The sequence below is a fragment of the Anabaena sp. UHCC 0451 genome, assembly GCF_034931405.1.
Taxonomy (GTDB): Bacteria; Cyanobacteriota; Cyanobacteriia; order Cyanobacteriales; family Nostocaceae; genus RDYJ01.
The window spans coordinates 1-24,232 of record NZ_JAYGHA010000049.1 but is presented as its reverse complement, the minus strand read 5'-3'; the positions used below and the strand labels follow the sequence as shown (position 1 = coordinate 24,232).

Here is a 24,232-nt window from a genome sequence, read left to right as displayed (position 1 = left end):
CTATATCTACTCAACCTGACAAGTATCTTCTAGATCGCTTTTCCTTATAGACAAAGCATTAAACTAGATAGCTATAACTAGGTTTTTGTATCTACTAAAATCCTGCGAAGATAGCAGTTGCCATGAGTCCTTATACATCTTATTTCGTCACAACAATAACAAAATAGTACATTCATACTCTTTACTCTTATCTTATTAATATGATATTAATAAGATAACCAAGACGCAGAGGGTATTTGAGCGATTTGATGATCTCTACTCAATAACCAGGATGTTGCGGCGATCATAAAAACATTATTTGGATCTAAAACTATGCCCAGAGGAATACCTAAAACCGGAAAGCGTAACCCCGGTGGTGGTAGAAGTAAAAAATATGGTGCTGATACGGTACAAAAATGGATTCCTGTACCTATCGCTGGAAAACTTGATGATTTGTACGCTTTCTTAATTGAGCTAGATATTGAGATTGGAACGTGGGAGGCAACTTGTGAAGCCAAAAAAACATCACCACGCTACGAACAAGCGAGAAAGCTTACAGCGTCAATCAGAGAACGTATTGATGGCTTGGGAATTGATATCAAGGGTATTTATGCAAGTAGTGAGGAGGAATAGCCATAAAAGCAAATATCACGCCGTCTGAAGTGATAGCGTGATATTCTAATCTTTAAGTTGTCAAGTTCAAACCATCCTGCCAAGTTTGTTTTTGAACTAGACGCTAGGAAACAGCGACGCGTTTAAATGATTTGTAATGGTTACTAAGTGGTATCTTATCACAAAGCGAACCTTTTACCAACCATCTTTTGAGATTAATAGTAGCTGGTGTTTTATGCCAGTTCTATTACAAATCCTATTACAAATCCTATTACAAATCCTATTAGGATTCCTATTAGGATGGACTAATCTTATCATACTAAACGCGCTGTTTCCTATCCACCCAACAAAAATGATAGGAAAACAAAACGATGGCATTAACAATAGATAGCAACGACATCACCACAGTAGCCGGCGCTTCACGTGAATGGGATATACCATCTGAATGGATAGAAGCTAACGCGATTCGAGATGACAAAAAGAAAGCATGGGTGATAGGACACAAAGGTAATCATCCTCAGTTAAGATTCGATGACCCCAAGCCAGATGCTAAAGGTAAGAAGCTTAGATATAAATCCCAATTCGGTAGCAAACCGGATGCTTATATTCCATATTGTCCTGACGGTCAACGCTATGATGAAAAGTTTTCAGATGGATTATTTACTGGTGAAAATTCATTAGATGAGTTTGTTTTAATCACAGAAGGATTTAAGAAAGCAATCAAAGGATGTAGTGAGGGTATATTTACAGTCGGTTCTACTGGTATCTGGAATAGCTTGACCCGTGACGATAATGGCAACAAAAAGCTAGTACCTACACTACAAGCCATATATGACTCTAGAGTAAGAAACTTCATTATAGGTTATGACGCTGATTGTGCTACTAATTCAGATGTACATAAATCGACAATTGAATTAGCTAAGATTCTTGTCGGCATGGGTTGTACAGTTAAAGTAATAACTGGATTATGGCAACCCGAACAAGGTAAAGGCATGGATGATTTTATCTCCCAAAATGGCATAGAAGCATTTAGGGCAATACTCGAAAAAGCTTACACCCTGGATGCTTATATTGATGAGTTTGGTGATAAACCAAAAACTAGAAAGCAATCATCTAACAGCAATAAAAAAACTCATGCAGATATAGTTGCTGAACTATCTGAATATTACGGCAATCGTATCAGACTAAATGAGATGACAAACGAGATAGAAAAGGATGGTAAAGAATACTATCTTGATAGTTCATTCATCCATATAAGTCAAGAAACAGGTATAGAACTTGCAAAGACTTACGCCATTGAATACCTGATAGAAGTCGCTAGAAATAACGCATACCATCCAGTTGTAGATTACCTGAATTCCGTTAAGAATAAAGCCGCAAATTTGGATACCGAAGCAGCATTATCTAAACTCGGTATAATGCTTAGTGAGATAACAGGTGTAACGGACAAACTACATCTAACCTTTATCTCTAAAACCTTGGTAGCTGCTGTCAATAGAGTATTTAGACCTGGTTGTTTCTTTAAACGAGTATGTGTTTTTTATGGTAAACAAGACGCTGGTAAATCTAGTTTTTGGAGAGAGTTAGCTGGTGATAAATTCTTTAATAGTTCCTACAAAGGCACTACCGATAAGCATGATTTAATGTCTTTGCATTCAGCATGGATTAACGAGATAGCTGAATTCGATAAAGTATACAGAAAAACAGATGTAGCTAACCTTAAAGCCGTAATCAGTGACCCGTTCGATAAACTTGTATTACCCTATAGTAGAACAACAGTTACGCTACAAAGAAGCTCAATTTTAGTTGCATCTACAAACAAGCAAGATATCCTACTTGACCCCACAGGACATACTCGTTTTTGGGTTGTAGAGATACCAGGGAAAATTGATTTTAAATCCTTGATTGAGTACCGTGATTTAATTTGGGCTTGTGCATACAATCTATTTGCATCTGGATACTCTTATGAGTTGTCAGAAGATGAACAGGTAGCTAGTGCTGCTAACAATGAAAAATACACCAGTTTTGATCCATTGTATGACGCGGTAGAAGATGCCTGTAGGGTAGTGGGTTGGATAAAAGATTCTGAAGAATATGTGACTATACCCGAAATATACACACACCTGTATCCTGAGTTGGATGGTAAGGCTCTAAAGTCAGGTGACTGGAAACCTATTGCTGATGCTTTAACTAGGCTTGATTATACAAGTAACCACTCTGTACGCAGAAACGGGAAAACCGTCAAAGCATGGAAATTAAAAAAAGTTGAGGATTTAACAGTAACGACGGTAACAGAAGCTGAAAGCCATACAGGACAAGCGTTACCGTTGTGTTACCGACCCGTTACCGTAACCCAACCAACGGTAACAGATACACCAAAAACGTTACCGTCAGATGTTCATGGTAACGCCACGGTAACACCTACGGTAACACCTATGGGACAAGGGTTACAGCCATCTGTTACCGCTGTTACCGCTGAAACTGAAACTTTTTCTGAAGTGCCACCAAACCTATCGCCAAAAACTCCCCTACCCAATGGCATAACAGAAGTTGAACGCAACCCAGATGCAGGGGACTGGGTAGAAATAATCTCCGATAATCTCATATCCCCACTTGTCAAAGGCGCGAAGTTTGAGGTTAGCGAAGTATGCCCCGGTTATGGGGTAAAGCTGATTCAGGTAAAAAAAGGGACTGCTAAAAAGAACCCAGAAAAAGCAGTTCTAGCGCCCGTTAGCTATAAGGATGTGCGATTAGTCGGGAAATAGTAGCAACTGAGTTTCCATCTCAAAATAAACGGGTAAGCATAATTGCTTACCCTACATTATGAAAATGGCTGGAATTAGCTGGATAAAGTAACGTCTTGCTGAAAACAATTTTTTAATACCTTAAAGTATTGAAATATTTCTTTTTAGAAGAGGTAGCTAATGACAGATGATTCCAGATGTATTGACGGGTAACTATTCGTTGTTCAGTAATTCGGCTCTTAGATCATCTAGTGGTGATTTTTCTTTAGACGGTGGAAGCAACACAACTTCCTGTAGTTCATCCTCTTCTGGTTCATCTGGTACAAACTCTAAGCAGACTCGAACTACCCCAGATTGCCAGCCACCACCATGGGGGCGTAACACCTGCCCACGCACCCCGTGGGAAAAAATTCGATTGAAACTACTAAGATCATTAATCCGTTTCCCTTCCTTTAGTCGATAGCGAACCCCCGCCCAAATTGCCTGTATAACTTCGCTATGGGTTGATGTCGTTGTTTCAGCAGGGTTCTCTGAAGAATCGAGTTTAACCACATCATTGTTATCTAAGTTAAATCCTTTCATTTCACTATTTCAACCAACATCCATAGCCAGTAAAACACAGACTAGTCTCCACAGTTAGGGTGAATTCCTTATACAATTCCTTATACAAATCGTTATACATTTTCAAAAACATATAACCATATTCCCAACAGGGTAATTGATAAGCAAAATCTCACAAAGTTGTGGCGATCGCAAAAGTAAAGCTTATATACAAAGCAATAAATAGCTGAAAGCGTTGTACAGCAAGACTTTTAAAGGATATCATTAATAATTACACCCTTTGCAACAGAATCAAAACTTCTACAACCTATACACAGTAATGGTTTTAAGCTTTAACGTGAGACATTCGTGAGTAAGTGCTTACTTATTTATATCTCTCTATAAAATTCTGACTTTTATCTCAAAAACATCATTAACCGGGTTTAGGAATACTCGCTCAACGCACTGTATAATAAGCTAGTGAGTAACTTCTGAGTAAACACCTATAAAATACTCTTTCCAATTCACTGAAAACCTTGACCAGTAATTGAAGTAAACATACGGGACTGGTGCGACTTGAACGCACGACCTGTCGCTTAGGAGGCGACCGCTCTATCCAACTGAGCTACAACCCCAAATTAAGTAGCACATACAATGATAGCAGTAGTTTTAGTCAGAGTGCCAACTATTCTCCCAATTACCACCACCTATTTCTAAACCACAAAGATTACTATGTGCTTTGAGAATAATTTTAGATTCACGGCCACTTAATTGTCGCAATTCTAAATCTAGTTTACCTTGCATAGTATCTCGGCAACAGAATGTTAAACCATTGCTGGTAGGTGCGCGTAGGGGTGTACCTGGTAAATCGGTAGTTCCTGTCAGTTCCACCTCATAGTTAGAGTTTCTGGCTTGCATTTGCCATCTACCCCAAGGCTGAATGTCCCATTTTACCTGTGAGTTCCAAGGAACGAATTCGTAAAACTTGCTTTGGTAGTGAATACCAATCATGGCTACAGACTCCATCCACCATAATACACCACGTTTGCCCCCACCGGCGGTTATAGCTAAATCGGGTTCGCCGTCAAAAAAATTACAATTAATCCAAAACCATTTTTGAGGAAAAGCACCGCCCCAGTTTTTTTCACTGTAAGCCGGGACGTTAGTAAATTCGTAAATTTTACCATTCCAGTCTATCCAGCCAGAAGCTGAACCGTGAGCCATTAAAATCTGCCATCCCGGTTCAAAAATCTGTAAAAATGATATCCAGCCGGCGGTTGATTGCTGAATACTTTGTTGATTACCCCAACCATAAACAGGGTGAATTTCATACTCCCAGCGACAGTAATTACCTGTAGCCGGATCAGTAATTATGCCTTGATTTAAAGTAGCTGTAGCTTGATAGCCTTCTGGAACATGATGTGCAAATTCACGGGGGAGAAGATAAAGAGGAGAAACTTTTAAGTTAGTTTTTCCCCAATGTCCTAAAGCTAAGACATCTCGATTAGCCCAAAATTTGCTGACATCGGGAAATGTACGACACAGGTATTCATCATCCGGTCCAAGGACTTGGGCTGCACCACCGCTGTGAGGTTTACCAGCGATAGGATCTTCGATGGAGTACATAAAAGCGAAGGTTTGCCCAATTTTAGGTAATGTTACGCGATAATACCAACCTTCAAAGAAGCGACGACTTGTACCGTCCCAGTGGTAGCCGCTGTGAGGTGTTTGTGTTGAGTTGAGGAAGTTTTTGGGAATATTAAACATATATTCTCTCATTTTGGAATCAACAGCAAATTATTCCAGCACCTGTTACTTTTGTGTTTGCTGCTTGAGAACAAGATTTGACTCCGATTTTAGCAGCAGGGTTACAAACTGGGGCTGGGAATGAAGGTTAATTAACAGAACTGTAAACTATTTTAAAAATGCTATTCTTCAATTTTCAGCAGGGTGTTGCTGACTTCTATCTGTCGCAAGTTACAGTAGTTTTTGATTTGATTAGCTAAAAAATAGCTCTGCTACTTAACCAGTTTATTACCCTTAGTCAGATTTGGATTGCATAATTTTTGAACTATCATCAGCAGCGACTAACGAGTGAAACAGCAGGATGAAAGCAGAAATATCTATACTTTGGGACAAAGCGGAAACAATGATTAACGGATTCATTGCACTGCTACCTAATCTTATTTTGTCCCTAATAGTCTTTATAGTGTTTGTTTATGTTGGTAGCGCCATCAAACGGTTAGTTAAAAGGTTAACTCGTCATTATCGCTATGCACGTAATTTAGGCATGGTGTTGGGAAGGTTGGCACAAGGAACTACTATATTAGTGGGTTTATTTATATCTCTTTCCATAGTTATTCCCTCACTGAAAGCAGGAGATTTAGTACAATTATTGGGAATTAGTGGAGTAGCAATTGGTTTTGCATTTCGGGATATTCTGCAAAACTTTCTAGCAGGTATTTTAATTTTATTAACTGAACCTTTTCAAATTGATGACCAAATTGTTTTTAAAGGTTTTGAAGGCACTGTAGAAAATATTCAAACCAGAGCGACAACTATTAAAACTTACGATGGTCGGCGCATTGTCATTCCTAATTCTGAGTTATTTACTAATTCGGTGACGGTGAATACAGCTTTTGAAAACCGCCGTTTAGAGTATGATATCGGTATTGGTTATGGTGACGATATTGAGTGGACAAAGCGATTAATGATGGAAGCACTACATAGTGTAGATGTGGTGTTAAAAGACCCAGCACCCGATGTATTGGTAATGGAACTAGCTGATAGTGCTGTCAATATTCGTGTTCGGTGGTGGATTAACCCTCCCCGTTGGTCAGATGCTTTAGATTCAAGGGATAAAGTGATATCTGCAATTAAGCAAAAACTATATGTAGAAAATGGGATTGATTTACCTTATCCTACCACACAAATTTTATTCCATGACCAAACAGAAGAAACAGATGGCGATCGCTCCCGACAAAGAGAAGGATGGCCAGCAGGAAAGAATAAGAATAAAGTTCCCCAACCGCGCAGTATCAGTGATTCTCTCAAAAAATTGATGGAAATGCAAAATGGTAACAGCAAAGAAGACCCTCACAGGGAATAGGTGACTGGGGACTATCATCAACTCGTGAACGATAAAATGCAGGGAATAGCATAATAAACAAAATTTATAAACAGATTTGTTATATCTGAAGCACCCTACAAATACTTAGATTTTTTTCAAAATTTGAATATAAGTCCTATATCTTATTAATGAATGAAAATATTGAATTGGGAATATGTAATATGGCTGCACTCAACAGCAAGACGTAGGATTTCCTATTCTGCAATTAGTAGAAATTGCCTTGCGTGCTATTTCTCTAAGTGTGAATGATCCATTTACAGCTATTTATTGTATTGATAGACTTTGTGGGGGAATATGCCAGTTAGTACAAAGGGAATTTCCCTCAGCTTACCGCTACGGTGAAGATAATAAATTGCGAGTAATTGCTGAACCTGTGAGTTTTGAAGAAGTGGTGAATGATGCTTTTGATCAAATTCGATAAAATTTCCGTTCCCAGAAAGCTGTAACCATTCATTTATTAGATGCGATCGCGATCATTGCCACTTTTACCTAAAACCCTCATTACCATTCAGTTCTGCGCCATCATGCTGATATGATTAACAATGGTAGCCAAGATAGTTTACCAGAAGCACAAGACCGCAAGGATGTGCAACAATCTTATAACCAGGTAATACAGGCTTTAGCAGAAAATTTGTGATTGTGTTTGTGATTGTGGCGGACATCGAGTATTATGCAAGCTGTTTAATCTATAAAATAAATATAGTGGTTTCTAAGTAGGGGAAGAAAGGATGAATGTTTGGCTGGTCTGTTTCTTTGTATTATTTGCCTTGGCAGAATTTTTTGACTGGGTAAAAGAATTGTCTCTACCATTACCTATCTATATTTTAGGCGGAGCATTTTTAGCGGTTGCTTCCAACTACGATAAAATTGTTGGTTCCTATTTCAGTGAGGTGCAAGCGAAAATTTTACCCGAACCCCCGAAGTTAGACGCATCCACTCCACCAACTTTAATTTCATCAACGCCAATTTCTTTGACTATGTTAACTCCTATGGAAGAAGTTCAAAAATCTCAACAGGAATAAATGGCTACATTATATACAATTGAAATTAACTAACTCATAAACTGGAACTGAGGTTTCAGTTTTCCAGTATCTACCACACCAGGTTGCTGCCATAGTACCGTGATTAATGGATTTTTAGCAAAATTCCGTGCTGTTCTCATTCAAGATAAAGGTTCACGTCTAACTTTTACCTTCCATAATTTACTGTCAATTATTTTACTAAGTAGTGTGGGGGTGACTGCTTTGGTATGGGGAATGCGTGAACTAAAATGGTTACAATCTGGGGAGTTAAAAATTTATGACAGGATGTTGCAATTCCGTCCTCAAGAACCACTGGATAGACGAATTTTATTAGTGACAATTACACAAGAGGATCTAACACGGGAAAAATGGCCTTTATCAGATCAAACTATTAACAAATTACTAGAAAAATTACAGTCTGATCAAGCCCGTGTGATTGGCTTAAATATTTATCGCCATGAACAAAAGAATTTAGCAGCTAATTTACCCAAAGCAAATAATATTATTGGTACTTGTTTGTTAAGTAATATTGGTAGATCAGAAGTTCCGCCACCGCCTAATTTTTTTATAGATAATATCGGTTTTGATGATGTAGTTACTGACAACTCCACTGATCAAGTTTTACGGCGCAGTTTATTATTTTCTGATTCTACAGAAAAAGATCGTCAATGTAAAACACAATTTTCTTTTGGTGCTTTATTGGCTATTAGTTATTTAGAAAAACAAGGTATTGAATATACTTTTACTAAAAATAAAGAATTACAAATAGGTAAAACTCTATTTCCTCGCTTAGATAAAAATGCGGGCAGTTATCAGGATACAGATGATGATGGCTATCAAATTTTATTAAATTACCGTGATCCGAATCATTTTGTTCAACAAGTCACATTGACGCAAGTTCTCACAAATCAAGTAAACCCCAATTGGGTGCAAGATCGCTTGGTAATTGTTGGAACTACTGCGGCTAGTGTACATCCTGGTTACTATACACCTTATGGCAGTTTATCAGACCAACCTGCGAGAATACCTCGTGTTTTTATTCATGCCCAAATAGCCAGTCAAATTATTAGTACGGTTCTCGATGGTAGACCTCTAATTTATTATTGGCCAGACTGGGCTGAATTATTATGGATTTGGATTTGTGCATTACTAGGTGCTGTTTTAGCATGGCAATGGCGACATCCTTTGATGTTATTAATAGTAGAAGTTTTTATTCTTATTGGTGTCATGGGAATTGCGGCTGGGTTCTTTTTGCAAGCAATATGGATACCATTATTGACACCTTCCTTAGCTTTAGTTATCAGTGGTTTTGCTGTCATGACTTACACTAGTTATCAAACTCAGCAACAAAACCAGGCTATTCTTTTCCAAGTTGAACAACAAGAAGAAGCGATCGCACAATTAAGTTTATTATTAGACCAAACAACAGAATTTCCATCCCAATTTAATAACTTTGATTTTTCGGAAATATCAATCTTTAACACCAATGATTTACTTTTATCTGGACGCTTCAAAATCTCTCAATCTCTTGGTTCTGGCGGCTTTGGTCGTACTTATTTAGCAGAAGATAGACAACGATATGGTAATCCTATTTGTGTAGTTAAACAGTTAATGCCAGCCCGTCAAGATCCAAGATTTTTAGAAGTTGCCCGCAGGTTATTTAATACTGAGGCTGAAATTTTAGCAATTTTGGGCAAACATCCCCAGATTCCTGAACTCTTCGCTGCTTTTGCAGAAAATAATGAGTTTTATTTAGTTCAAGAATATATTCCTGGACATACTTTAAGTGAAGAATTACCACCAGAACAAGGTGTCAGAAATGAAACTTATGTTGTGGATATGCTGCAAGAAGTTTTAGAAATTTTAGTATTTATCCACGGACATTATGTGATTCATCGAGATATTAAACCCACAAATATTATCAGATGTAATGGTGATAATCGCTTGGTATTAATAGATTTTGGTGCAGTTAAATTAATCCAACCACAAATAGATGAGAAAACGGAATTAGCTACAGTAGCTATTGGCACTAGAGGCTATTCACCACCAGAACAATTTGCAGGTCATCCCCGGTTATCGAGTGATATTTATGCTTTAGGTATGATTGGTATTCAAGCTATTACTGGTATACCACCCCAGGAATTTATACCGCATCCAGAAACTGGTAATATTATGTGGCGACAAAGAACCGATGTCAGTGATGAATTAGCAACAATTTTAGATAAAATGGTTTGTTATCATTTTAGCGATCGCTATCAATCTGCCGCTTTAGTTCTTCAAGATTTAAAATCATTAAGTATTAATTACTAGTATTAAAAATTACAGTTACGTAATTTACAAAATTCAAGGTCGGGGATCTGATCATGAAGGATTGCTATACAATTAAATGCAAAATTGCTAAAGTTTGTTAACTTTGGTGTAAATTTAACTTACTTAGCATCTACTTGACTACAGAACTCTTTTTGAATTTCTAATTTTTCATTTTTCATTTTTTAGCCGTGTCCACTTCTGCAAAACCATTTCCTATCTGGGGATTTTTCTTACTGGTGACAAACAGTATCTTGATGTTAGCCATCATTTTGCTGATTTGGCGACAACAGAAACTCACCACTGTCTTTGCAACTAGCACTCCCTCGGAAGCAGCCAAACTCAACCCTCAAAACCAAGCTTTTGTACCAGAGTTAGGCCCTCGTCACAAACTCAGTTACCAACAATGGTTGGACATCCTCAAGCAAGAAGCCCGGGTGGCGGCTGAAAAACAGCCTCGCAATTTAACCATCTTGGCCGGAGATTCTCTAAGTTTATGGTTCCCACCTGATTTATTACCCGAAGATAGAAATTGGCTAAATCAGGGAATATCTGGCGAAACTAGCGATGGATTATTAAAAAGATTAGATGTATTTGACAGCACCAAGCCAGAGATAATTTTAGTCATGATTGGGATTAATGACCTCATTCGCGGTGTAGGTGATGAGGAAATTTTAGCTAATCAAAAACAAATCATTCGTTATCTCCGCAGAACACACCCCGATACGAAAATTATGCTACAGTCGATTTTGCCTCATGGGGCAGAGCAATCAACTTGGGAAGGACGGGATAAACTACTAGCTATCCCTAACAGTCGCATTCGCAAGTTAAATCAGGAACTACAAACCATAGCCAATCAACAAAGTATTCAATATCTTGATTTATATCCCTTGTTTGCCAACAAAGAAGGTGATATGCGTCGAGAATTCAGCACTGACGGCTTACACCTCAATCCCCAAGGTTATACAGTTTGGCGCACTGTATTGCAGATTTATAGCAATAAAGAATTAGCATCCCAGTTTCAACAAAAGCAAAAGCGTCCTAGTACAGATAGGATTTAAGTCATTAGTCATTAGGAAAAGGCAAAAGGGCAAAAGGCAAAAGGCAAAAGGCAAAAGGCAGGAGTTGATGAATTTTCCCCAATCCCCAATCCCCAATTCCCAATCCCCAATCCCCAATTTTACGATTTAGATAGTAAATCGTGTCTTAGCACGAGAAAATAAGAAATAGTGATTTTAGCAGCAAGACCTAAATGGATACCAAAGCTTTTAAACGTAGCCTTCAACATTCAGAAAATTACAACCGGAAAGGGTTTGGACATAAGGCCGAGGTGGCCACCCAGTTACAGTCTGAGTATCAAAGTAGCTTAATTCAACAAATACGCGATCGCAACTACATCCTGACAAGAGGTAATGTTACCATCCGCCTAGCACAAGCATTTGGATTTTGCTGGGGTGTAGAACGTGCAGTAGCTATGGCCTATGAAACCCGTCAACACTTTCCCCAAGAACGCATCTGGATTACTAATGAAATTATTCATAATCCCTCTGTGAATCAACGGATGCAGGAAATGGAAGTACAATTTGTGCCTGTCGAAGCCAATAAAAAAGACTTTTCTATTGTTGATCAAGGTGATGTAGTCATCCTACCCGCTTTTGGTGCCAGCGTTCAAGAAATGCAAATTTTACATGATAAAGGTTGCAAAATAGTTGATACAACTTGTCCTTGGGTTTCTAAAGTTTGGAATACTGTTGAAAAACACAAAAAAGGTGAATACACTTCAATTATTCACGGCAAATACAAACATGAAGAAACCGTTGCTACCAGTTCCTTTGCAGGTAAATATTTGATTGTCTTGAATTTACAAGAAGCAGAATATGTCGCTGACTATATTCTCAATGGTGGCAACCGAGAGGAATTTTTAACTAAGTTTGCTAAAGCTTGTTCCGCTGGATTTGATCCTGAAAAAGATTTAGAAAAAGTGGGTATTGCTAACCAAACTACCATGCTTAAAGGTGACACCGAAAAAATCGGTAAAATCTTTGAGCGGACGATGATGCAGAAATATGGACCAGCCGAATTAAATCAGCATTTTCAAAATTTCAACACTATCTGTGATGCTACCCAAGAACGCCAAGATGCTATGTTGGAATTAGTGGAAGATCAGCTAGATTTTATAGTAGTAATTGGTGGGTTTAATTCATCCAATACTACTCAATTACAACAGATCGCTTTTGATCGCAATATTCCTTCTTATCACATTGATAGTGTTGAGCGGATTATTTCTGATCATGCTATCGAACATCGGCAATTAACTGGAGAATTATCAACAACAGAAAACTGGTTACCAGGAGGAGAAATAGTTGTCGGTATTACCTCTGGTGCTTCTACACCGGATAAAGTAGTAGAAGATATCATTGAGAAAATTTTTGTCTTAAAAACCACTTGATCAGTAAAAGATCAGGAGTAGAAACGTTGTAATTAAATGTCTCTATTCCTGAAATATGAGGTTTTTTAAGATTTGCCACTTTGGCAGAAAATGACCAATAAATTGCCGAGATTAATCAATAGATCATACAATTATTGGGGGTTGAATTCCCATTATTATTGTTGATTTCATTGACAATCGTCAAAATCTATTGAAGTTTATTTCTACTATTTTTTTTCATCTCCCAGGTGTATTGCCACTTTCAAGCTATTAGTGCAGACGGGATAACCCCCCGTCTTTTTTTTTGATATGAAATAATGAGTCAGTGATTTAGGAAGTATAAATTATTCTCATCTCCCCATGAGCGTATATTTGTGTTAGGATATTTAAAACTAATACCTTGAGCTAATATCAATGGGGAAGGTTTTAGTCCTAAATGCCTCTTACGAACCGCTCAACATCACGAGTTGGCGACGTGCCATAGTTTTGTTGATTAAAGGCAAGGCAGAACACGTAGAACATAACGGTAAATTCCTCTACTCGGATTTTCCGCTACCCACCGTGATTCGGTTGCGCCATTACGTGCGTGTTCCTTATAAAGAAATTCCTTTGACGCGACGGAATATATTGCATCGTGATGGACATACTTGTCAATACTGTGGCTACACAGGAGATGAGTTGACATTAGATCATGTCATGCCGCGATCGCGTGGAGGAGGTGACACATGGGAAAACATTGTTACTGCTTGTGTACGCTGCAACGTCAAAAAAGGTTGTCGTACACCTCATGAAGCCCGTATGCCTTTGCGCCATCCACCCCGTCAACCTTATAGTAGCCTCTATTTTGAGGTAACTAAACATCTCAAGAGTGGACTTCATCAAGAGTGGCAAAAATATGTTATAGGACTTTGACATTAACACAGAACTAACTAGACAGCAGGGGGATAAGTCTTCACCTGTGGCGGTTTCTGTTTGACATCTGTCTGGACAGTATACCACAATTCGCGGGTTAAACTTGCCCTTTGTTGGTAATTTATTGTCAGCTTTTAGGGACATTCCCAAAAGTGGCAAGAACTGTTTGCCTAATTACAGGCTAATTAACCAACAGAAGCATCATTATACCTCATTTTTTCATGAGGTTTAGATAGTGTTGGTCATAAATTATGCAAATATATTCAAATCGGCGGACAGTTACGCTCAAAGGTATATTTTGCATGAAGATACTTGTTAATTGGTGATTAAACATCATAAATATATTAATAGTAGAGATTGTAAAATTCAAAATCTATAGAAAATCAGCATGGCATTATACACCAAACCAGATGAATATTCAAGTCAAAATCAGTTGTTAATTAAGGAAAAGTTGCTTAATTGTTCCCAGTGTCTATAAACACACTATTCTAGGGAAAAAGCCGATCCCGCTGGCCTTATTCCCTTTTTCCTCCTGGCGCTAGAACACCGATTCATTAATCGTAAGGGTGAAGCATTCGGACAGGTCTAATGGTTTCAGCGATAGGTTATCACCCGAATGCTTCACCCCTACAAGGGAAAAACAGATTACCTAGCATTACTGAATCGACGCTCTAGGCAGATATTAGTAATCACTGACTAATGTCCTTGACAAAAAATAGACCAACATGATGTAGTGCCAAGACTGTAAATTTCTGCCAAGATCGTAATATGTGGACAAACTAAAAAATAACTGGTGGTAGCCACCACGGTGAAAACTAAATTCCCTATGTACTTGAATTCTCCTATTACTCAATTTGAGGGCTTTTCGTTGACGACAGAGTCGAATGGGGAGGAAGTTGGAACAGATAGAGATTCAATAGAACTTCCACAACTTACCCGGACTTCCTTGCCATTATCAAATGGTGATGGAGGTATGTATTTAGCTCAACGGACTAACTCCCTGGCTATTCAGAAGTCAGAAGAGTTACAAAAAACCCTGATGTCCCATCGACATGAGCGTCATCTGGTCATCTTGCAGGATTTTCCCGATCCTGATGCTCTTTCTTGTGCTTGGGCTTACCAGTTAATTGCTCAACAATACGATATCAAATGTGAAATTATTTATGCTGGGACATTAAGCCATCAAGAGAATATTGCATTAGTTAAGCTAACCACTTTACCTGCTCAACGCTGGACAATGCAGACCCTGAAAAGTAAAGATTTGTCATTTTATCAAGGGTTTGTATTAATTGATAATCAGGGAACTACATCTGGGTTAATAACAGCAGTACAACAGGCTGGACTTCCCTTAGTAGTGCTGGTTGATCATCATAGTTTGCAGGGGGAACTGAAGGCTGAGTTTGTTGATGTTCGTCCTTACGTGCGTGCAACGGCGACAATTTTTACTCAATATTTACAAGCTGGCTTACTCACATTAGACAGTAGTATTAGCCAGCATATAAAATGTGCTACTGCTTTAATGCACGGATTGCGCTCAGATACCAATCGGTTGATGCAAGCGCAGGAAGAAGATTTTATGGCAGCAGCTTTTCTGAGTAAATTTTATGATGCTCAGTTGCTAAATGCCATTTTACAAGCAAATCGTTCTAAGCGGGTAATGGATGTGATCGAGCGATCGCTCAAAAATCGCATTGTCCAAAATAACTTTTCCATAGCTGGTGTTGGTTATTTGCGCTACGACGACCGAGATGCTATACCCCAAGCAGCTGATTTTCTGGTGACAGAAGAAAATGTGCATACGGCTGTAGTGTACGGCATAGTTCACGATGAAGATGACGAACTAGAGGTAGTCATAGGTTCCCTGAGAACTACAAAACTTACCCTAGATCCTGATGAATTTATCAAAGAAGCTTTTGGACAAGATAGCACAGGGCGGTTTTTTGGTGGTGGACGCACTGGTGCAGGTGGCTTTGAAATTCCGATGGGTTTCTTATCTGGTAGTAATGAAAATTCTGCTTATGCAAAAATGAAATGGGAAGTTTTTGATTCTCAAATTAAGCAGAAATTATTGAAGTTGGTGAGTCCTAAAGATAACCCGATTCAATCTTAGGTCAACTTTAACAGCACAAATTGCCTCATTCTCCCTCTGTTTTTAGATTCCTACTGGCAAAATAGAGGCAGTCCCTCTGCTTGTCAAAGAAAAGGGCTGCCACACTGATCTGTAAGTAGGGTTTGCTGTTGACAAATAATTAGTCCAAACTCAAGCAAAAAAGAAAAAAACCGCAAACCTGATGGTTTCACGGCTTTCGGTATGGTGTGAGGAGCTTAACTGATCTCATCTTAGATCACCCACCCAGGGATAGGGCGCTCGTATCAGTTTTGGTAACAGATTTTTTTTAGAGATAACTTTTTCAGCAAACCCTATATATTAGTTGTGAGTTTTCGCCCAGAGTTGATTAATTCAATCACGCAATACGTAGCCGACACCACGCACAGTTTGTAGCAGTCGCTTTTCGTTATTGGCTTCGAGTTTGAGGCGTAAGTAGCGAATGTAAACTTCAATGATGTTGGAATCACCCATAAAGTCATAACCCCACACTTCTTCTAAAATGCGATCGCGTGTAATTACTTGTCGCGGATGGGTGAGTAAATAATCTAGTAAATCAAATTCTTTAGCAGTTAACTCTATTAACCGCTGTCCCCGGTAAACTTCTCTGGTGCGGCGATTTAAACTGAGGTCTGCAAATGTTAAGATATCTGTGCTGTCTGTTTCTTTACTTCTACGTAAGTGGGCGCGGACTCTGGCTAGTAATTCTTCGACACTGAAGGGTTTGACTACGTAATCATCAGCACCAGCATCTAAACCAGCCACGCGATCACTCACTTCATCTTTAGCGGTTAATAAAATTATCGGTACTTGATCACCGGTACTGCGTAAGCGACGGCAAATTTCTAACCCTGACACACCAGGTAGCATCCAATCTAAGATGATTAAATCTAGATTTAACTCCCGCGCTGCTGTCAGTGCTGTTAATCCATCATAAGCCACGCTGACTTGATAGCCTTCATAACTCAATTCTAATTCTATAAATCGAGCCAATTTGACTTCATCTTCAACCAATAAGATGTGTGTCATAAAAATATTTGGGATTTTAGCAGAGGATGGTAAATATTAATACTACGTCTACTAAAAAATAGACATTTCAAATCAGAGCGAGTTAGCTGAGTATAAAGCAAATATTCCCGACTTATTGAATCAGCAGGGGGGATATAAATGTTCAATAATAATTGAACATTGCCATAATTAATTTTACATATTACTAGGTAATGGCGAAGCTGGTAAACTAATTGTGAAAATACTTCCTTCACCCAAGCGAGAGCGCACACTCACTTTACCACCCATACTTTCGACAAAAGTTTTAACAATTGATAATCCTAAACCACAACCACCAGTAGTAGTACGCGCTTCATCCACACGATAAAATCGTTCAAAAATCCGTGATTGATGTTGTAAAGGAATACCATATCCTTGATCACAAACTTGAATAATTGCTTCTTCACTTTGTAAAATTAATTTAATAATTACAGGTGTATCTGCTCCCGAATATTTAACAGCATTATCAATTAAATTTAACAACACTTGTTTTAAGCGATTATAATCTATTTTTACTTCAATTGCCTGATTAATCGACTCAATTTTGATGATTCTTCCGCTATACTGCTCTGCCATACTCACAACTTCTGTCACTAAATCATTTAGTAAACAAAGTTCTTTTCTCAGATGTAAATAACCACTATCAGCCCTAGCTAAATCCAGTAAATCTTGTAACAATCTAATAATGCGTTCCGTTTCCATCGATGCGGTTTCTAAAGCTTCTATTTGGTTAGGATTTAAATTATTTTGTCTTCTTAAAACACTTTGTAAATAACCGTTAACAATGGTTAATGGTGTACGCAATTCATGGGAAACATTACTCACAAATTGTCTTTCTTGCTCCCAAGATTGGGCAAGACGGGATAACATCATATTAAAAGTATTTGTTAATTCTTTAACTTCAGTAGGGGCATTTTCTAGATATAATTGTGCTTGTCCTAAATCAGATAGAGAAATAACAGCAGTCATGTGATTTAACTGACGTAAAGGTTGTAGAGAGTGCTGAATATAAAAGGCGATAACTACACAAATTAAAATAATTACAAAGATACTAGCAATAGTTAAACTTCTTACCATTGCTATAAACATAATTTGTTCACTAGTCACATCTTGAACCACAAATAATTTACCTAAAACCTTACTGTCTACAAGCAAAGTACCACTACATAAAATAAAATAACGTTGACTAACTTTCCCTAATTCTGGTTTCAGCAACATCTCAGTTAAAGACATTAACTCAGATGCGGTTTCATCTGATAACAGATACCAATTATTAGATTTACCAATAATTTTATGATCAGCACTTTTTACCCATAAAAATGTATCTTTAGATGTCAAGTTATTAATTGCTTTTTGTAAACTTGTTTCTATAGGCATCATTTCATTATAAAGCTGTACATCACGGGGTAAGCGATCGGCAATTTTGGCAATATTATATTTATGACTATTAATTAAAATTTGCTGCATTTTCCAACTTGTCCAACTAGCAAGTCCACCTAATCCCAAAGTAGAAACTAAAGCAATACCCAGAATTAAGCGTAACCGTAGCGAAAAAATATCAACTTTCTGCCAAATTTTAGTGATTTTTTTCACGTTAATATTGATAAGTTCTTAATTTTCAAAATTAATCAAAAAGTTGAACAACGATTATTTATTAAGGGTGGAAACAGAAAAATATTCCTCAAAAATTACCATTTACACCCTGATTATAACTACTTGGGTAAACTAGCATAACCAAATGTAGCATTAAAACGGCGACACCATATAGCCACAGATGGAAAGTTTGCCAACTTCACATTTTTCGGTAAAGCATAACGTTGAGAACCATTAATTTTTTGTAAAGCCGCAACACTCAGATAATCTTTTTCTTTAATACCAGATTTTGGTGGTAAATTACCACGATAAAGAATGACAAATAAATCTGGACCATGATCAGTTTTAAAACTTTGATCAAATTGCAAATAGCTAATTCCGTTTTCAGTAGTCACACTTAATTTACCTTGTGTTTTGTGTTCCAAAGTCTGAAAACTTGTAGATTTTCCTACAGCAGCAACATTTGTCACAGACTCGGTTTTATTCTCTGTTTTAATTTGATTATCTGTAGGAGTTGACTTTACTTCCTTTGCACAACTGACAGTTAGAAGTGTAAGGAGGATAAAAATTGCTAAATTTGCCAACTTCATGGTTTAACGTCCTCAAATTTGTCTGTAAGGACAATTTAAAGCATAATTTATAGAGTTAAATGAATTTAAGCTGAGAATTTATTTAATTTTTATTGAGAAAAAGCCAAAAAAATCATAATTCTCGGACTTCCGCATTGATAGCATTGAGATAATTAACTACCGTGGCCAAAATTTGGACTAATCCAGTACGGATTCGAGAATCGTCTTTGCGTAAGAAAAATATAATAATGGTTTACTTACCATTGATTTATATTACAATTATGAAATCACTAAAATATATTTGGTGTTGATTATGCTGAAAAAACTGATTCTCGAAAATTGGAAAAGTTTCCGTTATGCAGAACTTCCACTTGATCCTTTAACTGTACTTATTGGAACTAATGCAAGTGGTAAGTCTAATGTGGTGGAAGCATTGGAATTTTTACAAAGAATAGCTAATGGTGAAAATATTGAAACAGCTTTAGCAGGAGATAAAACACTTCCTGCTATTCGTGGTGGTGTAGAATGGGCTGCAAGGAAAGGTGTAAATGAATTTACTTTAAAAGTATGTTTATCCAATAATAATATGGATGATTATCTATATGTAATAGAATTAAAGACAGTACCTGAAATTCTTATGATAGAAGAATATATAGATAGCTATGAATGTGATACAAATCAAATAACAGGGAGATATACCATAAATCAAGTAAATTTTAATATCAGAAGTGGAATGAAAAGAAAAACCCGTAGTCTCGACTTAGGTGATCTCAAAATAAGTGGCATTGATGCTATTTTTCAAAATGGTATTCAACTACCAATAGAAGAGTTAGATGAAAAATTCTTCCCTGGGAAGTATAAAGCACAAGATACAGTTTTATCAAACTTAGAAAATATCTTAATTTTTAATCCCATTCCATCTACAATGCGTGATTATTCCAGACTTTCCGAAAACCTAGAAAGCGATGGTTCAAATATTGCTGGAGTATTAGCAGCATTACCAGATGACAGAAAAACAGAAGTTGAAAATACCCTATCTGAATATATTAAAGATTTACCAGAAGGTGATATTAAAAAAGTATGGGCTGAACCAGTAGGAAGACTGAAAACAGATGCAATGCTGTACTGTCAAGAAGAATGGAAACCAGGAGAAATTACAGAAATTGATGCTAGAAGTATGTCAGATGGAACATTGCGCTTTCTAGCAATTCTCACAGCATTATTAACCCGTCCTGAAGGTAGTCAAATTGTCATCGAAGAAATAGATAATGGTTTACATCCTTCCCGCGCAGCATTATTAGTAAAAATATTAAAAGAAATTGGCAGTAAACGCAATATTGATATTTTATTAACTACCCATAACCCTGCTTTACTAGATGCTTTTGGTTCAGAAATCGTTCCTTTTGTGGTTGTTGCACATCGAGATTCAGAAACAGGAGAAAGTAAACTTACCCTTTTAGAAGATATTGAAAATCTGCCTCTGTTACTAGCATCAGGAACTTTAGGAAGATTAGCAACTAAAGGTGCAATTGAAAAGAGTTTTTCTAATCAAAAATCAAGCAGATTATGAAAAAAGTTCTGATTATTGACACATCAATACTTTGTGTTTATCTGGGTGTTCCTGGGAAAGAAACCTGTGGTGATGATAATGATAAATGGGATAAAAAAAGAGTCGAAATACGTTTTCAAGAAGAAGAAAAACAAGGAACAGATTTTATATTGCCATTAGCAACAATTATAGAAACTGGTAATCACATTGCACAAGCTAATTCCAAACGATATGAAATTGCTCAAACTTTTGCTGATATTTTAATGAAAGTAGCAGATGGGGTTATACCTTGGGCAGTTTTTACTACTCAGATAGATGAACTTTGGAGTCTAGAAAAGCTAAAAGAATTAGCTTTAGAATGGCCTATATTAGCATCTCAACAGATTTCCATTGGTGATGCCACAATTAAATCTGTAGCTGAATACTACGCGAAAACTGGTTGTGAGGTAGAAATTCTCACAGGTGATGACGGACTGAAAGCTTATGAACCAATTACACGTCCTCAAACCCGTCGCAGTAGTCGCAATAAATAACAATATCTCTCTCTGCGCCTCTGCGCCTCTGCGTGAGAAAAAAATAAATAAACTTTAAGCGATCGCACCTCATCCCCCACATCACGCTATCATCAGGGATAGTGCCTAAACTGTGCCTAAAATCTCAGCATCTACCATGACCACTCCGACACCAGAATCAAATAAGTCAAATACACATCTCAGCGATACAAATCTGGTAGAAGACCGCAGCAAGCTGAGTAAGATGTATCAGCACTATGTGGAAATGAAGGATAAATATCCTCATGCGTTGCTGCTGTATCGCGTCGGTGATTTTTTTGAAACATTTTTTCAAGACGCTGTAACCGTCTCCAGAGAATTAGAATTAGTCTTAACCAGTAAACATGGCGGTGAAGTCGGTCGCGTAGCAATGACAGGAGTACCTCATCATGCTTGGGAACGCTACACAACCCAACTGATAGAAAAAGGTTATGCTGTCGTAATTTGTGACCAAGTTGAAGACTCTGCTGATGCGATTGGTCTAGTTAAACGCGAAGTAACCCGCATCCTCACACCAGGGACTTTGCTAGAAGAAGGAATGTTAAAAGCAAGTCGCAATAATTACATTGCGGCTGTGGTAATTGCGGTTAACCATTGGGGGTTAGCCTATTCAGATATATCAACTGGGGAATTTCTCACAACTCAAGGAAGTGATTTAGAACACTTGACCCAAGAGTTAATGAGATTGCAACCTTCAGAAGTGTTGTTTCCCACCAACGCCCCAGATTTAGGTAGTTTACTACGTCCAGGGGAAACTTCGCCATCTCTTCCTCAGTGTTTACCACCAACTTTTTGTTATAGTTTGCGATCGCAACATCCCTTTTCTCAAGCAGAAGCTAGAAGTAAATTATTGCAGAAATTCAAATTGCGATCGCTCGAAGGTATCGGTTGTGAACATCTCCCCCTCGCAGTTCGCGCTGCTGGTGGACTTTTGGAATATATCGAAGATACCCAAAAACAAAACCCCGTTTCTCTGCAACTATTACACACCTATACTCTCACCGACTATCTCATCGTTGACCAGCAAACCCGACGCAACTTAGAAATTACCCAAACCGTGCGCGATGGCACATTTCACGGTTCTTTATTATGGTCTTTAGATCGCACTAGCACCGCCATGGGTGGACGGGCTTTAAGAAGATGGTTGTTACAACCGCTACTTGATCTTAAAGGGATAAAATCACGCCAGGACAGCATTCAAGAATTAATTGAAAATACCTCCTTACGTCAAGATTTACGGCAGATATTACGGCAAATCTACGATTTAGAACGTTTAACAGTTAGAGCCGCTTCTGGTAGAGCCAATGCACGGGATTTAGTCGCCTTAGCTGACTCTTTCTCCCTTTTACCAGAATTATCGCGCTTAGTGGCAGATGGGCGATCGCCTTTTTTGAAAGCTTTGCAAAAAGTACCACCCATACTAGAAGAAATAGCAGAAAAATTACACGCTCACATCGTAGAATCACCACCCATCCATTTAAAAGAAGGTAGTTTAATTCGTCCCGGTATAAATCCCCTGTTAGATGAAAGAAAAGCTACAGTAGAAGCAGACCAACAATGGATTGCAAACTTAGAAGTTGATGAAAGAGCGAGAACGGGAATCCCGAATTTAAAAGTAGGATTTAATAAAACCTTTGGTTATTACATCAGTATTTCTCGTTCTAAATCTGACCAAGTTCCAGAAAATTACATCCGTAAGCAAACGTTGACAAATGAAGAACGTTATATTACTCCAGATTTGAAAGAACGAGAAGCACGGATATTGACAGCGCGAGATGATTTAAATCAGTTGGAATATGAGATTTTTGCGGCTTTACGGGATGAGGTGGGTTCTCACGCTGAAATTATTCGTAATATTGCCCGTGCGGTGGCTGCGGCTGATGTATTATGTGGTTTGGCTGAGTTATCAGTACATCAAGGTTATTGTCGGCCGGAAATGGTGAACGGACGGGAAATTGAGGTTGTTGATGGTCGTCATCCGGTTGTTGAACAGTCTTTACCTACGGGGTTTTTTGTTCCTAATTCGACTTGGTTAGGAGAAACGAACCGCAGAGACGCAGAGGACGCAGAGGAAGAAGGGAAGGAGAGGGGGAAGAAGAATGTAGTCCCTATCTCCCCACCTCCCCATCTCCCCACCTCCCCATATTCCTATCCTGATTTGGTAATTTTGACGGGTCCTAATGCTAGTGGGAAGAGTTGTTATTTAAGACAGGTGGGTTTAATTCAGTTAATGGCACAAATTGGTAGTTTTGTACCTGCTAGGTCTGCTAGGTTGGGAGTGTGCGATCGCATTTTTACTCGTGTTGGTGCTGTGGATGATTTAGCAACCGGTCAATCTACTTTTATGGTGGAAATGAATGAAACTGCAAATATTCTCAATCATGCAACTGCGAAATCTTTGGTTTTATTAGATGAAATTGGTCGCGGAACTGCAACTTTTGATGGTTTATCTATTGCTTGGGCTGTGGCAGAATATTTAGCAGTGGAAATTAAATCTCGGACTATTTTTGCAACTCATTATCATGAGTTAAATGAGTTAGCGAGTATTATTAATAATGTGGCTAATTATCAAGTGACGGTGAAGGAATTACCTGATCAAATTATCTTTTTACATCAGGTTCAACCCGGTGGTGCTGATAAATCCTATGGGATTGAAGCGGGAAGGTTAGCAGGTTTACCTGCGGTGGTCATCAAGCGTGCAAAACAGGTCATGGGACAAATTGAAAAACACAGTAAAATTGCGATGGGTTTGAGAGAAGGACTTGAATAATGCTGATAAATACATCACTAAAATATCGCTTTCAAAATTAATATGAGTGTAATAATTCAGGTAAGGCATAAGATCCCCGACTTCTTTTATTTATTGTGTCCATAAATGATAAATTGATCTGCTGAAGTCGGGGATCTGCGTATGAACCATTGCTATAGCTTAATACTTACGGATGAGTAGCGGAAATGAATACCCATATTATGAATAAGTCTGATAGGACAATGACGACTTTATTTGTTTGTTTTGATGATTTTGCGGCCGGGTATGCTGAGGGGTGGAAATGCTGATTTTTTCGTTGACCCGGCCGATGTATTGCTGTGTAAGGTTTTCAGGGCTTTTAGGTGTCTCGTTTTTGCCTGAACATGATCTGGG

The 24,232-nt window shown here is 38.0% G+C and carries 17 protein-coding genes, 1 tRNA gene and 2 pseudogenes; 14 read left to right on the top strand and 6 right to left on the bottom strand.

Features of this window, described 5'->3' with window-relative positions; all coding sequences use genetic code 11:
- Nucleotides 1-312 precede the first annotated feature (312 nt).
- Nucleotides 313-612 carry a hypothetical protein gene (locus VB694_RS23785; RefSeq protein WP_323362807.1) on the top strand — a complete coding sequence of 100 codons (300 nt, stop codon included), beginning with the start codon at nt 313-315 and terminating at the stop codon, nt 610-612.
- Nucleotides 613-962: 350 nt separating this feature from the next.
- Complete coding sequence (locus tag VB694_RS23780) at nt 963-3,356, top strand: VapE domain-containing protein (protein ID WP_323362806.1); 2,394 nt, start codon at nt 963-965, stop codon at nt 3,354-3,356.
- Nucleotides 3,357-3,548: 192 nt separating this feature from the next.
- On the opposite strand, the gene VB694_RS23775 is transcribed toward VB694_RS23780, so the two are convergent.
- The 3 genes from VB694_RS23775 to VB694_RS23765 form a co-directional block, all read right to left on the bottom strand.
- Nucleotides 3,549-3,917 (bottom strand): KGK domain-containing protein, encoded by a 369-nt coding sequence (locus VB694_RS23775; protein ID WP_323362805.1) that lies wholly within the window; start codon nt 3,915-3,917, stop codon nt 3,549-3,551.
- Nucleotides 3,918-4,436: 519 nt separating this feature from the next.
- A tRNA-Arg gene (locus VB694_RS23770) sits at nt 4,437-4,510 on the bottom strand.
- A 34-nt stretch (nt 4,511-4,544) separates the two neighbouring features.
- Nucleotides 4,545-5,642: a tocopherol cyclase family protein gene (locus VB694_RS23765; protein ID WP_323362804.1), complete on the bottom strand. Its 1,098-nt coding sequence runs from the start codon at nt 5,640-5,642 to the stop codon at nt 4,545-4,547.
- 14 nt (nt 5,643-5,656) lie between these two features.
- Between VB694_RS23765 and VB694_RS23760 the strand changes: the two are divergent.
- The 9 genes and pseudogenes from VB694_RS23760 to VB694_RS23720 form a co-directional block, all read left to right on the top strand.
- Nucleotides 5,657-5,770: pseudogene (locus VB694_RS23760) on the top strand (nitroreductase); the annotation flags it as partial.
- 212 nt (nt 5,771-5,982) lie between these two features.
- Nucleotides 5,983-6,984 carry a mechanosensitive ion channel family protein gene (locus tag VB694_RS23755; RefSeq protein ID WP_323362803.1) on the top strand — a complete coding sequence of 334 codons (1,002 nt, stop codon included), beginning with the start codon at nt 5,983-5,985 and terminating at the stop codon, nt 6,982-6,984.
- 202 nt (nt 6,985-7,186) lie between these two features.
- Nucleotides 7,187-7,426 (top strand): annotated as a pseudogene (locus VB694_RS23750) (DUF2254 family protein); the annotation flags it as partial.
- Between the two features lie 307 nt (nt 7,427-7,733).
- Nucleotides 7,734-8,027 carry a hypothetical protein gene (locus VB694_RS23745; RefSeq protein WP_323362802.1) on the top strand — a complete coding sequence of 98 codons (294 nt, stop codon included), beginning with the start codon at nt 7,734-7,736 and terminating at the stop codon, nt 8,025-8,027.
- A gap of 99 nt (nt 8,028-8,126) precedes the next feature.
- Nucleotides 8,127-10,337, top strand: coding sequence for a CHASE2 domain-containing serine/threonine-protein kinase (locus VB694_RS23740; RefSeq protein ID WP_323362801.1), 2,211 nt, complete (start codon nt 8,127-8,129; stop codon nt 10,335-10,337).
- A 188-nt stretch (nt 10,338-10,525) separates the two neighbouring features.
- Nucleotides 10,526-11,395, top strand: a complete 870-nt coding sequence (locus tag VB694_RS23735) for an SGNH/GDSL hydrolase family protein (RefSeq protein ID WP_323362800.1) — start codon at nt 10,526-10,528, stop codon at nt 11,393-11,395.
- A 191-nt stretch (nt 11,396-11,586) separates the two neighbouring features.
- Complete coding sequence (locus tag VB694_RS23730) at nt 11,587-12,783, top strand: 4-hydroxy-3-methylbut-2-enyl diphosphate reductase (RefSeq protein WP_323362799.1); 1,197 nt, start codon at nt 11,587-11,589, stop codon at nt 12,781-12,783.
- Nucleotides 12,784-13,176: 393 nt separating this feature from the next.
- On the top strand, nt 13,177-13,674 hold the full coding sequence (locus VB694_RS23725; protein WP_200322719.1) for an HNH endonuclease: 498 nt from the start codon (nt 13,177-13,179) through the stop codon (nt 13,672-13,674).
- Nucleotides 13,675-14,500: 826 nt separating this feature from the next.
- On the top strand, nt 14,501-15,784 hold the full coding sequence (locus tag VB694_RS23720; RefSeq protein WP_323362798.1) for a bifunctional oligoribonuclease/PAP phosphatase NrnA: 1,284 nt from the start codon (nt 14,501-14,503) through the stop codon (nt 15,782-15,784).
- Between the two features lie 351 nt (nt 15,785-16,135).
- Here VB694_RS23720 and VB694_RS23715 read toward each other — a convergent pair whose 3' ends face one another.
- From VB694_RS23715 to VB694_RS23705, 3 genes are all read right to left on the bottom strand, one after another.
- Entirely contained in the window at nt 16,136-16,810 is a 675-nt protein-coding gene (locus tag VB694_RS23715; RefSeq protein WP_323362797.1) for a response regulator transcription factor, read from the bottom strand.
- Between the two features lie 174 nt (nt 16,811-16,984).
- Complete coding sequence (locus VB694_RS23710) at nt 16,985-18,421, bottom strand: HAMP domain-containing sensor histidine kinase (RefSeq protein ID WP_323362796.1); 1,437 nt, start codon at nt 18,419-18,421, stop codon at nt 16,985-16,987.
- Between the two features lie 119 nt (nt 18,422-18,540).
- Nucleotides 18,541-19,011: a DM13 domain-containing protein gene (locus tag VB694_RS23705; RefSeq protein ID WP_323362795.1), complete on the bottom strand. Its 471-nt coding sequence runs from the start codon at nt 19,009-19,011 to the stop codon at nt 18,541-18,543.
- Between the two features lie 292 nt (nt 19,012-19,303).
- On the opposite strand from VB694_RS23705, the gene VB694_RS23700 reads away from it, so the two are divergent.
- From VB694_RS23700 to mutS, 3 genes are all read left to right on the top strand, one after another.
- Nucleotides 19,304-20,560: an AAA family ATPase gene (locus VB694_RS23700; protein ID WP_323362794.1), complete on the top strand. Its 1,257-nt coding sequence runs from the start codon at nt 19,304-19,306 to the stop codon at nt 20,558-20,560.
- Entirely contained in the window at nt 20,557-21,072 is a 516-nt protein-coding gene (locus VB694_RS23695) for a hypothetical protein (protein WP_323362793.1), read from the top strand. Before VB694_RS23700 ends, VB694_RS23695 begins: the two co-directional genes overlap by 4 nt.
- Before the next feature lie 136 nt (nt 21,073-21,208).
- Nucleotides 21,209-23,860, top strand: a complete 2,652-nt coding sequence (gene mutS / locus VB694_RS23690; RefSeq protein ID WP_323362808.1) for a DNA mismatch repair protein MutS — start codon at nt 21,209-21,211, stop codon at nt 23,858-23,860.
- Nucleotides 23,861-24,232 lie beyond the last annotated feature (372 nt).

Coding starts and splice junctions, on each gene's coding strand:
- VB694_RS23785 (WP_323362807.1), top strand. CDS start 313: ATGCCCAGAGGAATACCTAAAACCGGAAAGCGTAACCCCGGTGGTGGT.
- VB694_RS23695 (WP_323362793.1), top strand. CDS start 20,557: ATGAAAAAAGTTCTGATTATTGACACATCAATACTTTGTGTTTATCTG.
- VB694_RS23775 (WP_323362805.1), bottom strand. CDS start 3,917: ATGAAAGGATTTAACTTAGATAACAATGATGTGGTTAAACTCGATTCT.
- VB694_RS23705 (WP_323362795.1), bottom strand. CDS start 19,011: ATGAAGTTGGCAAATTTAGCAATTTTTATCCTCCTTACACTTCTAACT.
- VB694_RS23745 (WP_323362802.1), top strand. CDS start 7,734: ATGAATGTTTGGCTGGTCTGTTTCTTTGTATTATTTGCCTTGGCAGAA.
- VB694_RS23715 (WP_323362797.1), bottom strand. CDS start 16,810: ATGACACACATCTTATTGGTTGAAGATGAAGTCAAATTGGCTCGATTT.
- VB694_RS23730 (WP_323362799.1), top strand. CDS start 11,587: ATGGATACCAAAGCTTTTAAACGTAGCCTTCAACATTCAGAAAATTAC.
- mutS (WP_323362808.1), top strand. CDS start 21,209: ATGACCACTCCGACACCAGAATCAAATAAGTCAAATACACATCTCAGC.
- VB694_RS23780 (WP_323362806.1), top strand. CDS start 963: ATGGCATTAACAATAGATAGCAACGACATCACCACAGTAGCCGGCGCT.
- VB694_RS23700 (WP_323362794.1), top strand. CDS start 19,304: ATGCTGAAAAAACTGATTCTCGAAAATTGGAAAAGTTTCCGTTATGCA.
- VB694_RS23755 (WP_323362803.1), top strand. CDS start 5,983: ATGAAAGCAGAAATATCTATACTTTGGGACAAAGCGGAAACAATGATT.
- VB694_RS23720 (WP_323362798.1), top strand. CDS start 14,501: ATGTACTTGAATTCTCCTATTACTCAATTTGAGGGCTTTTCGTTGACG.
- VB694_RS23765 (WP_323362804.1), bottom strand. CDS start 5,642: ATGTTTAATATTCCCAAAAACTTCCTCAACTCAACACAAACACCTCAC.
- VB694_RS23725 (WP_200322719.1), top strand. CDS start 13,177: ATGGGGAAGGTTTTAGTCCTAAATGCCTCTTACGAACCGCTCAACATC.